Source organism: Brachybacterium sillae, from assembly GCF_025028335.1.
GTDB lineage: Bacteria > Actinomycetota > Actinomycetes > Actinomycetales > Dermabacteraceae > Brachybacterium > Brachybacterium sillae.
In genome coordinates this window covers 402,129-415,441 of record NZ_JAFEUW010000001.1, presented here as the reverse complement: position 1 = coordinate 415,441, position 13,313 = coordinate 402,129, and the positions used below count along the sequence as shown (strand labels likewise).

The window sequence follows — 13,313 nt, the reverse complement described above, 5'->3', positions numbered from 1 at the left end:
GAGGTGGGGACGCCCTGTGGGATGATGGGGCCGCTTCCGACGTGTGAAAGGTGCACCATGCTCGAGAACATCGTGATCCTCGCCGAGGCCGGCTCCCATGAGGCCGGAGGGATCAACCCCTACCTCGTGGGGCTGGCGATGCTGGTCGTCCTGCTGTGCCTGCTGGGCATCACCTACCTGTTCAGCGGCCTGAACCAGACCCGCCGCGGTTCCGGTTCCACCGCCCCGACCGCCCGTTCCGAGCACGAGCGCATCCCCGGCGTTGCCGACCAGGGTCCGCGTCACTGACCCCCCGTCACTGACACGGATGGAGTCCCAGCGGCGCCGCATCGGCGTGATGGGCGGCACCTTCGACCCGATCCATCACGGGCACCTCGTCGCCGCCAGTGAGGTCCAGAGCGTCTTCGGTCTGGATGAGGTGATCTTCGTGCCCACGGGACGCCCGTGGCAGAAGGAGGGGCGTGCGATCTCCGACCCCGAGCATCGGTACCTGATGACGGTGATCGCGACCGCTGCGAACCCGGTGTTCACCGTGTCCCGCGTGGACGTCGACCGACCCGGCGCCACGTACACCATCGACACGCTGCGCGACCTCACCCGTCAGCATCCCGACGCCGACCTGTTCTTCATCACCGGTGCCGACGCCCTGCAGTCCATCCTCACGTGGAAGGACAGCCAGGAGATGTTCGAGATGGCCCATTTCGTGGGTGTCACCCGGCCCGGGCACGAGCTCGACACGGGCGGCCTGCCCGCCGACCGGGTGACCCTCATCGAGGTGCCGGCCATGGCGATCAGCTCGACGGCGTGCCGGGAGCGCGTCGCCAGTGGCGCGCCGGTCTGGTACCTCGTGCCCGACGGCGTCGTGCAGTACATCACCAAGTACCACCTCTACACAGGAAGCGGGGAGAGCCATCGTGACCTCTGACCCCACCACGGAGACGGGCACGCCCCGCCGCCACGGCCGCCGCGCCCGCGCCCTGACCCCGGAGGAGCAGGCGCGACGGGACGAGCTGCTCGCCGCCGAGAAGGACGCCGCGGCGGAGCCCGGCACCGCCACGGAAACGATCAGCCTGCGCGGGGTCGTCGCGCCGCCGACGTCCGACACCCCGCTGCCGACCGTCCGGCGCAGCGGCCGCCGTGCGCGCGTCATCGAGATCGACGAGGAGCCGCGTCCCGAGGACCGACATGCTGCCGAGACCGTGGTGACGGGGGAGCCGGAAGCGGAGCATCACGCCGCTGGTGCCGACACCTCCGCCGGTCCCCACTCTGATGCGGCCACGACGGGCGCACCGGAGGCGTCGGCGCCGACTGTGTCCCCGACCGTGTCGGCCGAACCGGTGACGGCGGTGTCCACCGCGACCGCGACGGCTGAACCGCCCGTGCAGATCGCGCGCGATGAGGACGGGGTGGAGCTCGGCGAGCTGAGCGGGTCCGAGGCCCCGAGCCCGAAGCCCTCACCCCGGTTCGACGGGCGCGTGCTGCACCGCCCGGAGTCCGCCGGCGGCCGCTCGATGCTGTGGATCGTGTGGGCGCTCGTCGCGTTGGCGGTGCTCGCCCTCATCGTGCTGCTGCTGACCGGTGTGCTCGGCGGGTCCCAGACCTCCGCCGAGGCCCTCGCCCAGGCCATCCTGACCCCGATGATCGAAGAGGTTCCCACGCAGTGACCGCCCCCCAGGAGTCCATCGACCTCGCCCGCGTCGCCGGCCAGGCCGCCGCCGACAAGCTCGCCACCGAGGTCATCGCTCTCGACGTCTCCGAGCAGCTCGTCATCACCGACATCTTCCTGGTGTGCTCCGGCTCCAGTGAGCGCCAGGTCAACGCCATCGTCGACGGCATCGAGGAGGAGCTGCTGAAGACGCTGCGCCGCAAGCCCGTGCGCCGCGAGGGGGAGCGGGATGCACGCTGGGTGCTGCTGGACTACACCGACATCGTGGTGCATGTGCAGCACGCCGAGGACCGGGCCTTCTACGCCCTCGAGCGGCTGTGGCGCGACGCGCCCGTGATCGACCTGCAGCTCGACACCGGACAGCCCGCGTGACGGGACGCGGGCCCGCCCCCTCCGCCGGCACGGGTGTCGCACCCGGCCCCGAGAGCGCGGGCCGCAGCCTGCTGATCCTCGCCCGGCACGGGCAGACGGATCACAATGTGGCGCGGCGCCTGCAGGGACAGATCGACATTCCGCTCAACGCGCGCGGACGTGAGCAGGCGGTGGCACTCGGCCGCAGCCTGGCTGCGGCGCCCCCCGATCTGATCATCACGAGTCCGCTGGGGCGGGCCCAGGAGACCGCGCAGGCGGTGGGCGACGCCACCGGAGCACCCGTGCAGGTGGACGCCGCGTTCTTGGAACGGGGCTTCGGCCAGTGGGAGGGCCTGACCTACGACGAGATCGATCAGCGGTGGCCCGAGGAATATGCCTCCTGGCGCGAGGACGATGCCGTGCAGTTGCCGCAGCTGGGCATCGAGGACCGCCCCGCGGTGGCGCGACGCGTGGGGGAGCGGTGCCGACAGTTGCTGGGTGAGCACCCCGGCCGTCGGATCCTGGTGGTGGCGCACGGTGCCGCGATCACACTGGGGATCGTGGACCTGCTGGGACTGGACCCGTACGCGTTCCGCGGGCTCTCGGGCCTGGGCAACTGCCATCGCAGCGAGCTGGAGTGGCTGCAGCGGGACCCCGAAGGCCGCCTGATGAGGCTGCTGTCACACAACCAAGCTCCCGATTTCGCGTGACGGCGGATCGGCGCTAAGCTTGAACGGTCGCCGCGGCGAGGAGCGAGTCTCCGGACCGAGGCAACACCCACGGGGCTATGGCGCAGTTGGTAGCGCGCTTCCATGGCATGGAAGAGGTCAGGGGTTCGAATCCCCTTAGCTCCACCATTGATCCCGGAGTGAAACCTCTGGCATGGAAAATGCCGGTGAGGGTTGGCTCCCGGTTCTCGGGTTCGTGAGCGAGAGGCTCGCCCTTCGGGGCGGGCCTCTTCGCGTTGGCGGGAATGGTGCGCTGGCTGGCGGCATGTGCGGCGTGGAGGCGCAGTGCGGGGTTGAGGAGCTGGTTGAACGGCTCGGCCAGTTCGCCCTGGGTGCGGAGCTGTCCGTGCTCGTCGGGGTTGATGCGCACGACCTCGTAGAAGACCTGGTTGAGCTGTCGCTTGATGTGCTCTGGTGCTGACTTGTAGAGCTGGTCGCAGTCCTCCGCCAGGGTGAGTGCGTCGGAGAGGTTGGTCAGGACGCTGTCGTGGTCGGCGGTAGCGCCCTCGAGCTCTCGCTTGATCTGTCAGTGACCGCCAGTAGCGTAGGACACGGCACTATGAGCACAACTTCAGACGCGCCCTCGGCGCGGAGGAGCACAACCCGATGAAGCGCAGAGTGGCACGACCATCCCGCTGCGGCTGCCACCGAGCCGCCGCGGTTTCGTTGCGCTCGCGAAGGCCTGCTCGGAGGGCACGCTGATGACCTCCCAGCTGACTGACTACCAGGCGAAGTACTACGCCCACGAGCTGCAGCGCAGCTACGCGAACGATCACGTCGGCAAGCTCGCCGGCCTGCTGTTCGATGCCCAGGTGGAGCCGAAGCCGCATCAGATCGATGCGGCGTTGTTCGCGTTGCAGACACCGTTCCTGCCGGGCGTGATCCTCGCTGACGAGGTGGGTCTCGGTAAGACGATCGAGGCGGGCATCGTCATATCGCAGTACTGGGCCGAGCGCCGCCGCAGCCTCCTGATCGTTGCCCCGTCGAGCCTGCGGCAGCAGTGGCAGCAGGAGCTGTACGAGAAGTTCCTGATCCCGTCTGCCATCCTCGACCCGAAGTCGAAGGACGCGCTGCTTGCTGCTGCGGGCGGTCGCTCGGCGCAGGTGCTGATCTGCTCCTACGAGTTCGCGCTCCGGCACGAGACCTCACTGCTCAAGGCATGGGATCTCGTAGTCGCGGACGAAGCACACAGGCTACGGAACTACTGGACGGGTAAGACGAAGGCTGCCGAGGCGGTGGCGCACATCGTCAAGGGCGCCCACAAGACGGTGCTGCTGACGGCGACGCCGCTGCAGAACAAGCTCGAGGAGCTGTACGGGCTGGTGTCGATCTTTGACCCGGACTACTTTTACTCGCTTGATGCGTTCCGTGAGCGGTATGTCAAGAATCGCGACCTTGGCGGTGACGACGACCTGGTGGAGCGGGTCGCGGCGGTTTCGAAGCGCACGCTGCGGCGTGACGTCGACAAGTACATCCACTTCACCAAGCGCCTGCCGCTGACGGTCGAGTTCACCCCGTCGCCGGATGAGGTGCGGCTCTACGACCTGGTGAACGACTACCTGCAGCGCGACGAGCTGTTCGCCTTCGCGGGCAGCCAGCGTCACCTCTCTGCCCTGATCATCCGTAAGCGCCTCGGATCGTCGACCTATGCGGTCGCGAGCACGCTGGAGAACATTGCGAACCGCCTGGCGGACGAGGTTGCGGCCGGGCGGCGCCGCGATGGTCGCGGTGGCCTCGTGGCAGCCGACTTCGCCGTCGACGATGAGATCACCAGCGAGGAGTTGGAGGAAGCCGAGGAGATCGACGGCACCGCCAACGGTTCCCGCTCGTCGTCGTTGCCGCTGGACGCGTCGCTGCTGGAGGCGATGCGTGCTGAGGTTGCCGAGCTGCGCGAGTACGCGGCGCTTGCTCGTTCGATCACGGAGAACCAGAAGGCGGTCAAGCTTGGTGAGGCGCTCGACCTTGGCTTCGAGCGGCTGCGTGAGCTGGGTGCTCCTGAGAAGGCCATCATCTTCACGGACTCGACCAAGACGCAGGAGTACATCGCCCGCTCGTTGCGTGAAGCCGGTCGTGGCGAGGGACTCGTCTTGTTCAACGGCTCGAATAACGGGCCTGAGCAGACTGCGATCTACCAGGCGTGGCTGGAGAAGAACAAGGACGGTGACCTGATCACCGGCATCGCCGCAGTGGATCGCCGCAAGGCGCTCGTGGATTACTTCCGCACCGAGGGCACGATCATGATTGCGACCGAGGCGGCGGCGGAGGGCATCAACCTGCAGTTCTGCTCGATGCTCGTCAACTATGACCTGCCCTGGAACCCGCAGCGGGTTGAGCAGCGCATCGGACGCGTGCACCGCTTCGGACAGAAGCACAACGTCGTCGTCGTGAACTTCTCGAACAAGGGCAACATCGCCGAGCAGCGCATCCTGGAGTTGCTGACGAACAAGTTCCAGCTGTTCTCCAGCGTCTTCGGCGCGAGCGACGAGGTGCTCGGAGCGATCGAGGATGGCCTGGACTTCGAGAAGACGATCAGCGACATCCTCACCCGCTGCAGGACCGCCGAGGAGTTGGACTCGGCGTTCAGGGAGCTGGAGGAACAGTACGCGGGCGAGATCTCACGTGAGATGGCCAGCGCCAAGGCGAAGGTCTTCGACAACCTCGACCCCCATGTCCAGGATCGCCTCAAGGCGTATGACACACAGTCCGGCGAGGTGCTCAACAAGTTCGAGCGCCTCCTGCTCGCGGTGACCCGGCACGAGCTGGACGAGTACGCGACCTTCGAGGGCGATGGGCGCACCTTCGTGTTGAACCATTCGCCGGTGAAGGACGCGCCGACCGGGCGCTACTTCTTCAAGTCACAGCCGCTGGAGAACGCCCACCAGTACCGCTACGCGAGCCCGCTGGCCCAGCACGTGAACGAGGCCTCGAAGACCCATGACACGCCAGCGCGGGAGCTGACGTTCTCGCTGAGCCAGTCGGAGCGTGTGAGCAGCGCGATCCGGGCGCTGGAGGGCGCGAGCGGTGAGCTGACGGTGAGCGTTGCGACCTTCCGCATGAAGGCACGCGATGAGGACATCTCCGAGTCCTACATGCTCGCCGGCGCGCTGACCGACGACGGCCGGTGGCTCGACGAGGAATACGTCGCAGACATCCTCGACCTGGCCTGTATTGATGTTGGGACGCAGCCGGTGGCGATCGACGCGGCACGCTTCACGCCGCACCTGGACACTCGACGGGCGGAGCTGGAGAAGGAAGTCCAGGGCCGCAACTCCCGCTACTACGACCAGCAGGAGGAACTGCTCTACCGCAATCAGCAGGATCGCAAGGCCGAGCACGAAGGCAAGATCCGTGAGTACCGGGCCAAGGAGAAGGAAGCCCGCAAGCTCGCCCGGCAGGCCGACGACCCGATGGAGCAGCTACGACTCAAGAAAGAGGCCCGGAAGTGGGAGCAGCGTGCCGAGGAGGCCGACGAGGACTTCCGGGACGCGCGCAAGAAGCTCCGCGCCGAGGCCGACAAATACCTCGAGCTGATCGAGCAGGCTCTCCAGGGCACCCAGGAGACCGAGCACCTGTTCACGATTCGCTGGCGGGTTGTCACATAGACCACGGATCATTCACAAACCCGACGCAAATTGTTAAAATCATGAAAGAGAATCACCCGAATGACTGACGAGATCTACGAAACACCATCCACTACTCCGAACTTCCGGACCGAGCTGGCGGCGCAGCTTGCCGATCTGATTCCCGAGGCTATCGCCGACGGCAAGGTGGATGTCGAGAAACTCAAGGAACTGCTCGACGGCGACGTAGCCGATAGCACCGAGCGTTTCGGACTGTTCTGGCCCGGCAAGAAGCGCGCCCTGCGAGCAGCGCAGGAGCCGACCACGGCGACGCTGAAGCCGGACTTCGAGAACTCGAAGGACTGGGACACGACGAAGAACGTCTTCATCGAGGGTGACAACCTCGAAGTGCTCAAGATTCTGCAGAAGCACTACCACGCGAAGATCAAGATGATCTACATCGACCCTCCGTACAACACCGGCAAGGACTTCGTCTACCCGGACAACTACAAGGAAGGTCTCGACACCTACCTCGAGTGGACACGTCAGGTCAACGAGGAGGGCAAGAAGGTCACGACGAACGCCGAGACCGAGGGCCGCTACCACTCCAACTGGCTCAACATGATGTACCCGCGCCTGAAGCTCGCGCGGAACCTACTGACACAGGACGGTATCATGTTCATCTCGATCGACGAGAACGAACTCGCCCACCTCGTCCGTCTCTGCGAGGAGATCTTCGGGTCCGACAATGTCCTCGGCGCCTTCCCCGTGATCATGAATCTCAAGGGCAATCAGGATGCCTTCGGCTTCGCTGAAACCCATGAGTTCGTCATCGCATGCGCTCGCAACAAGGCGGCCTGTGTGCTGAACAAGTTCCCCGTCGACGAGGAGAAGGTCCTCGCTGAGTGGCAAGAGGACGATCACGGCCTGTTCAAGGAAGCAGACAACCTTCGCGCCACTGGCGTCAACGCTCCGCGAAGCAAGCGGCCGAAGCTCTGGTACCCGATTTTCATCGATCCGGAGACCGGTGACTTCTACGTCACTGAAGACGATGAGCCGAAGGACCCGGCACACGACACTTTGTGGCCACTTAACCCGGCGGGCGATGAACTCAGCTGGTACTGGAGCAAGGCCAAGCTGAATGCTGAGAAGCACAACCTGATCCTGAAGCACACAAGTAACGGCTGGCAGTTCTATAAGAAGCAGCGCCCTGATCTTGGCGATCTCCCCAGCAGCAAGCCGAAGTCCATCTTCTTCAAGCCTGCTTACAGCACGAGCACTGCGACTAAGCAACTCAAGGAGCTTCTCGGCGGCCGCTACTTCGATGGCCCCAAGCCGGTTCCTTTCCTGGCTGACCTCGTTCAGATCGGGACGACCTCTAAGGACTCGATCGTTCTTGACTTCTTTGCGGGCTCGGGGACAAGCGCACACGCAGTGATGGAGCAAAACGCTCGCGACGGTGGTTCTCGCCGTTTCATTCAGGTACAGCTGCCCGAGCCCACGCCCGTTGGGTCGGAGGCGCGCGGTGCGGGCTTCGACTCCATCGCAGCAATCTCCAGGCGACGAATCGAACTGGCGGGAGAGAAGGTCGCGAAGGACTTCGCGCTGTACATCAAGGCGCGCGATGAGGCACTCGATACTGGATTCCGCGCGTTTCGTCTGGCCGATACGAACTTCTCGAAGTGGAGGCTCTCGAGCGATGTCGAGGAAGACGCGCTTCAGCAGCACCTGCTCAGTCTTCGTGACAGTGCGACTGACGATGCGTCGGCCGATGAGCTGCTCACTGAGATCCTGCTCAAGCAGGGCTACTCGCTGTCCGAGGACATCTCGCCTGCTGAGGTCGGTGGCCTAGACGTCCGGCTTGTGCGTGACCGTGACGGAGATGTCGCCGTGCTGGCGTACCTGAACGAGCACGTGAAGCCGACGCTCGAGCAGCTCCGTGCGCTTGTTGATGAGTCTCCGACGCGGATCATCGTGCTCGAGGACGCATTCCAGGGCGATGACGAACTCAAGACCAACCTGGCCCAGCTCTGCAAGAGCAAGGGCATTGAGCTCTGGACGGCGTGATGAGCAGCGGGTTCAAGTTCGACGCCAGTCAGCCGTATCAGCTGGATGCAATCGCGTCCGTGGTCGACCTGTTCGACGGGCAGCCGAAGGACGCAGAGAAGCTGGTCACCACCCTGCGTGGTGCAGCGGTACTGCCCGACTCGGATCAGGCCGCACTCGATATCGATCTCACGCAGGAGGTCGGTGCGGTCGGTAACAGCCTCGTGCTCGACCGCGACCTGATCCTCGCGAACCTGCAACGTGTGCAGGATCGCAACGGCCTCGAGGTCGCGCCGTCGCTCGCGGGCGACGCGCTCGACTTCGATATCGAGATGGAGACCGGTACGGGTAAGACCTACGTCTACCTGCGCACGATCTTTGATCTGGCCGTCCGGTACAACTTCACGAAGTTCGTGATCCTCGTGCCCAGCGTGGCGATCCGCGAGGGCGTCAGCACGAGCATCCGGCTCATGCGCGAGCACTTCGAGAACCTCTACAAGCCGCACGGCATCACCTTCGATGCCTCCATCTATAGCGGCAAGAGCGCCGAGGAGGTGCAGTCATTCGCGACGTCCACGAACGTGCAGATCCTGATCATGACGATCGACTCGATCCGTGGCAACGCGAACACGCGCATCATCCACCAGACGCGCGACAAGCTGAACGGCCTGCGCCCGATCGACTACCTGAAGGCGACCCACCCGGTCGTGATCATGGACGAGCCGCAGAACATGGAGTCACAGCTCTCACAGTCGGCGGTCGGCGAACTCGATCCCGTCTTCACACTGCGCTACAGCGCGACGCACAAGAAGCAGCGCAACGTCGTCTACCGCCTCGATCCCGTCGACGCCCACGATCTCGGGCTGGTGAAGCAGATCGTTGTGGCAGAGGTCGCCCAGCAGGGTGCCGATGCGACGCCGTATATCAAGCTGGTTGAGGTGCGGCGTGAGCCGTCGTGGTCGGCCCGGCTGGAGCTGTCCTGCCGCAAGGCCGATGGCTCGCTTGAGCGCCGGGTCGTGAGCGTGAGGCAGCACCAGGAGCTGTCGGATGCACGCCTGACGAACAACCCGATCTACGAGGGCTGGCGCATCAACGAGATGAGCATCGAGCCTGCCTACGTCGACCTCACCACCCACGGCTTCCTCTACGAGGGCGAGAGCATCGGCGCCTCGGCCGGCGCGATCTACAAGGAGATGATCCGCGAGACCGTCCGTGAGCACCTGCGCAAGGAATCGAAGCTGCGAGCCAAGGGCATCAAGGTGCTCAGCCTCTTCTTCGTCGACAAGGTCGCCAGCTACCTGGGCGACGGCACGAACAACGACGATGCCAACGGCGACTTCGTGCAGTGGTTCGACGAGGTCTTCGTCGAGGAACGCGCGAAGTCCGCGCGCTACCAGGAGCTGCTGCCGCAGGCGCCGAGCGAACTGCGCCGGGCCTACTTCTCCCAGATCAAACGCGGCAAGACGACCACCTTCCAGGACTCGTCCGGCACCACTAAGGCCGATGACGACGCCTATGAACTGATCATGCAAGACAAGCAGCGGCTGCTCGACGAGAACGAGCCCGTGCGGTTCATCTTCAGCCACTCTGCCCTGCGCGAGGGCTGGGACAACCCGAACGTCTTCCAGATCTGCACCCTGCGTGAAATGGGCAAAGAAGTTGAACGCCGCCAGACGCTCGGACGTGGCCTGCGCCTCCCCGTCGCCAAGACCGCTGACGGCTACACCCGTGTTGCTGACCGTGGTGTTGCGACGCTGACGGTCGTGGCGAACGAGTCGTACACGAAGTTCGCAGACGCGCTCCAGCGCGAGTACAAGGACGCCGGTGTCGAGATCGGGCGGGTGCGCCGGGCCGAGTTCTCGAAGATCCCGCTGCAGGACGAGAACGGTACGCTCACCGACGACCAGTTCGGCTACCAGCGCTCCGTCCTCGTCTGGGAGCACCTCAAAGACAAGGGCTTCATCGACAAGGACGGCGTTGTCACTCCGAAGTTCCAGCCGAACCAACTCGGCTTCGACCTCGGCCTGCCCGTCGACTTCGTCTGGGCTGAGCCGATCATCATCGAGCTGGTCGAGCGCGCGAACATCGGCAAGTACGTCAAGCCGGTCAGCAAGCGTCAGCCACGCGTGCTCAACAAGCAGCTCTACTCGACACCGGAGTTCGAGGAGTTCTGGGAGACGATCAGCCAGAAGACCACCTACCGCGTCAAGGTCGAGCGTAAGCAGCTGATTGAGAACGCCATCCAGGCGATCCGTGAAGCGCCGAAGATCGACGCGCTGCGCATCCAGGTCACCCGCGCCGGAGTCAAGGTGTTGCGAGGCGGTGCCAAGGGCGAAGAACTCGGCACCCGCTCGGCCGATCTCAAGGGCAGCTACGACCTGCCAGACATCATCACGGAGCTTCAGGAAGCCACCTCCCTCACCCGCAAGACCATCGTCGACATCCTGATCGGCAGCGGCCGGCTGGGCGAGTTCATCAGCAACCCGAACGACTTCATCACGATGGTCAAGCGCGTGCTCAAAGCGGAACTCGGCGCGCTCCTTGTCGATGGCGTCCAGTACGAGCGGATCGCGGGCTCGGTATACGAGCTGCGCGAGCTGCAGAAGGACGGTGAGGAGGAGAAGGAGCGCTTCCTCGACCAGATGTACAAGGTGCAGCACACTCAGAAGACCGACTTCGACTACGTCGTCTTTGACTCGGACGTGGAGCGCCAGTTCGCGGAGCTGCTCGATTCCCGCGAGGACATCAAGCTGTTCATGAAGCTGCCCGCCAAGTTCAAGATCGACACCCCGGTCGGCCCGTACAACCCCGACTGGGCGATCATCAAGCAGGAGGACGGCGAGGACCGGATCTACATGATCCGAGAGACGAAGAGCACGCTCGACGACTCGAAGCTCCGCCCGACAGAGCTCGCCAAGATCAAGTCCGCCAAGCGCCACTTCGAAGCCATCGGCATCGACGACTACGCGCGGGCAGTACCGGAGAAATGGAACCTCTAATGCGTGCAGTTGAAGTCCAGATCCACAACTTCCGCAGTATCCACGATGCGAGGATTCGGCTCGAGCCGCTCTCACTGATCGCCGGTGCCAACAATGCGGGCAAGAGCAACATGATTGATGCGATCCGCTTGTTCTATGGCGACCTGAAGTGGGATGACGCTCGCGACAAACCGAAGGTTGCCTCGGGCGACCCCGAGGCATGGGTTGAGGTGGAGTTCAAGCCGACCGAAGATGAACTGGCGCAACTGAAGGATGACTACAAGAGTGCCGACGGCACATTCCGGGTTCGCAACTACGTCAGTCCGTCAACGGGCGCCGACGGAAAAGCCCGCTCGGGCTACTACGCCTACGAAAACGGCAACCTCTCTAACAACCTCTTCTACGGCGCGAAGAACGTCGGCTCCGGCAAAGTTGGTCACATCGTTTACATCCCTGCGGTGAGCAAGATCGATGAGAACACCAAGCTGACCGGCCTGTCAGCGCTGCGTGAGCTTGTAGCCGAAGTGCTCAACAAGGTTGTGGCCGACAGCCCCGCATACAAGCACCTGACGGAAGCATTCGGCACCTTCGAGGGCTCAATTAAGACGCAGGCAAGCGCTGATGGTCGGTCTCTCGAGTCGCTCGAGGAGGAAATAACTGATGAGATATCGAGCTGGGAAGCCTCGTTCTCGTTGGCAGTTCAGAGTATTCAGCCTGAAGAAATCCTGAAGACCCTGATCAAGCCCCAGCTCATTGATGAGACGCACGGCGGAGAAATTGATCAGTCGGGATTCGGCGCGGGGTTCCAGCGGCATCTGATCTACACGCTCATCAAGCTAGCCGCGAAGCACGCAAACCCGCCGAAGGCGTCGTCCAGCGAGAAGAAGGAGTTCACGCCGCAGCTCACCTGGATTCTCTTTGAGGAACCGGAAGCCTTTCTGCACCCGTCGCAGGAAGAAGTACTGCACGACAGCCTGCTGAAGCTCGTACAGGACGGCAAAACGCAGGTGTTGCTAACGACGCATAGTTCACGGTTCGTGAGCCAATCGATGGACGACTTGACGAGGCTGATCCGTCTCCGTCGAGATGCAGGTGTGACCACCTCGTATCAGCTATCCCAGTCACAACTTGATCAGCTCTTTGCCGACGCACTCGTCGCTGACGATAGCATCGTGCCGCACGGCAATAGTGCAGTCGGTGTCAACAAGGCGGCGATGATGGCGTCGTTGAAGACCGAACTTTGGATGCAGTCGACTCGGACCACCGCATTCTTCAGTCAGCGGGTCATCCTTGTCGAGGGGCCGAGCGAGACTGCGCTCTACAGGTATCTCACGACGCGCGGGCACATGGAGCCGCCGGTTCGCGGTCTCGCTGTCATCGACTGCATGGGCAAGTTCAATATCCACCGCTTTGTCGCGATTTTGAGTGCCTTCGGCATTGATCACTCGGTGCTCTACGACGGTGACAATGGCAGCGCTCACGACACCGAGGTTACGGAGGCCATCAGCGAGGCAAAGACTACGTTTACGAAGCGGATCACTCGGTTCGCACAAGACCTCGAAACTGAACTTGGCATCGTTCCGCTCCCCAGGAAACAGCCCGAGTCGAGTCGGAAGCCGCAGTATGTGCTCTACAACCTCGAGTCCGGGCTAGTTGAACAAGCAAAGATTGATGCCCTCAAGCAGGAGTTTGTGAACCTCGCGACTGCGTCGTAGCAAAAGTCCGAAGAGAAGGCCAGCATCATGCGCGAAATCAAGTTCCCGCGCTCCGGGAAGGTGTTAACAGCTGAAGAAGCGGGATATACTGACATGGTCAATCGGGTTCGGGACAGCGAGTTCGAGAAACACCTCCACGAGGGGTTATATCCGGCAGCGCAGGACAAGCAGAAGGCGCTAGCCTCGATGTTTCATGGGGCTGGTGAGCGGGGTGGGTCGGCGTCGTTGCCGGTGTTCAGCTGCTGATTCTGGCATTCGGGTGTGACAGA

At 63.6% G+C, this 13,313-nt stretch carries 11 protein-coding genes and 1 tRNA gene; all 12 read left to right on the top strand.

Features of this window, described 5'->3' with window-relative positions; all coding sequences use genetic code 11:
- The first annotated feature begins 57 nt into the window (after positions 1 to 57).
- The 12 genes from JSY14_RS01885 to JSY14_RS01830 all read left to right on the top strand — a co-directional run bounded on the left by JSY14_RS01885 (position 58) and on the right by JSY14_RS01830 (position 13,290).
- Positions 58 to 288 carry a hypothetical protein gene (locus JSY14_RS01885; protein WP_259557065.1) on the top strand — a complete coding sequence of 77 codons (231 nt, stop codon included), beginning with the start codon at positions 58 to 60 and terminating at the stop codon, positions 286 to 288.
- Positions 289 to 307: 19 nt separating this feature from the next.
- A complete protein-coding gene (gene nadD, locus JSY14_RS01880) occupies positions 308 to 925 on the top strand; it encodes a nicotinate-nucleotide adenylyltransferase (protein WP_432803588.1) in 618 nt (205 codons plus the stop codon).
- Positions 915 to 1,664 (top strand): hypothetical protein, encoded by a 750-nt coding sequence (locus tag JSY14_RS01875; RefSeq protein WP_259557064.1) that lies wholly within the window; start codon positions 915 to 917, stop codon positions 1,662 to 1,664. The genes nadD and JSY14_RS01875 overlap by 11 nt, the downstream gene beginning before the upstream one ends.
- Positions 1,661 to 2,038: a ribosome silencing factor gene (rsfS, locus tag JSY14_RS01870; RefSeq protein ID WP_259557063.1), complete on the top strand. Its 378-nt coding sequence runs from the start codon at positions 1,661 to 1,663 to the stop codon at positions 2,036 to 2,038. Before JSY14_RS01875 ends, rsfS begins: the two co-directional genes overlap by 4 nt.
- Entirely contained in the window at positions 2,035 to 2,727 is a 693-nt protein-coding gene (locus JSY14_RS01865) for a histidine phosphatase family protein (protein WP_259557062.1), read from the top strand. Before rsfS ends, JSY14_RS01865 begins: the two co-directional genes overlap by 4 nt.
- A 71-nt stretch (positions 2,728 to 2,798) precedes the next feature.
- Positions 2,799 to 2,874 (top strand) — tRNA-Ala (locus tag JSY14_RS01860).
- 145 nt (positions 2,875 to 3,019) lie between these two features.
- Complete coding sequence (locus JSY14_RS01855; protein ID WP_259557061.1) at positions 3,020 to 3,166, top strand: hypothetical protein; 147 nt, start codon at positions 3,020 to 3,022, stop codon at positions 3,164 to 3,166.
- Between the two features lie 280 nt (positions 3,167 to 3,446).
- Positions 3,447 to 6,347, top strand: coding sequence for an SNF2-related protein (locus JSY14_RS01850; RefSeq protein ID WP_259557060.1), 2,901 nt, complete (start codon positions 3,447 to 3,449; stop codon positions 6,345 to 6,347).
- 60 nt (positions 6,348 to 6,407) lie between these two features.
- On the top strand, positions 6,408 to 8,372 hold the full coding sequence (locus tag JSY14_RS01845) for a site-specific DNA-methyltransferase (protein ID WP_259557059.1): 1,965 nt from the start codon (positions 6,408 to 6,410) through the stop codon (positions 8,370 to 8,372).
- Positions 8,372 to 11,350 (top strand): restriction endonuclease, encoded by a 2,979-nt coding sequence (locus tag JSY14_RS01840; protein ID WP_259557058.1) that lies wholly within the window; start codon positions 8,372 to 8,374, stop codon positions 11,348 to 11,350. Before JSY14_RS01845 ends, JSY14_RS01840 begins: the two co-directional genes overlap by 1 nt.
- Complete coding sequence (locus tag JSY14_RS01835) at positions 11,350 to 13,044, top strand: ATP-dependent nuclease (protein WP_259557057.1); 1,695 nt, start codon at positions 11,350 to 11,352, stop codon at positions 13,042 to 13,044. Before JSY14_RS01840 ends, JSY14_RS01835 begins: the two co-directional genes overlap by 1 nt.
- Before the next feature lie 27 nt (positions 13,045 to 13,071).
- Positions 13,072 to 13,290 carry a hypothetical protein gene (locus JSY14_RS01830; RefSeq protein WP_259557056.1) on the top strand — a complete coding sequence of 73 codons (219 nt, stop codon included), beginning with the start codon at positions 13,072 to 13,074 and terminating at the stop codon, positions 13,288 to 13,290.
- Positions 13,291 to 13,313: the final 23 nt, after the last annotated feature.

Excerpts from the sequence above, each read along its gene's own strand:
- JSY14_RS01885 (WP_259557065.1), top strand. The coding sequence starts at position 58 with ATGCTCGAGAACATCGTGATCCTCGCCGAGGCCGGCTCCCATGAGGCC.
- nadD (WP_432803588.1), top strand. The coding sequence starts at position 308 with ATGGAGTCCCAGCGGCGCCGCATCGGCGTGATGGGCGGCACCTTCGAC.
- JSY14_RS01850 (WP_259557060.1), top strand. The coding sequence starts at position 3,447 with ATGACCTCCCAGCTGACTGACTACCAGGCGAAGTACTACGCCCACGAG.
- JSY14_RS01845 (WP_259557059.1), top strand. The coding sequence starts at position 6,408 with ATGACTGACGAGATCTACGAAACACCATCCACTACTCCGAACTTCCGG.
- JSY14_RS01840 (WP_259557058.1), top strand. The coding sequence starts at position 8,372 with ATGAGCAGCGGGTTCAAGTTCGACGCCAGTCAGCCGTATCAGCTGGAT.
- JSY14_RS01835 (WP_259557057.1), top strand. The coding sequence starts at position 11,350 with ATGCGTGCAGTTGAAGTCCAGATCCACAACTTCCGCAGTATCCACGAT.
- JSY14_RS01830 (WP_259557056.1), top strand. The coding sequence starts at position 13,072 with ATGCGCGAAATCAAGTTCCCGCGCTCCGGGAAGGTGTTAACAGCTGAA.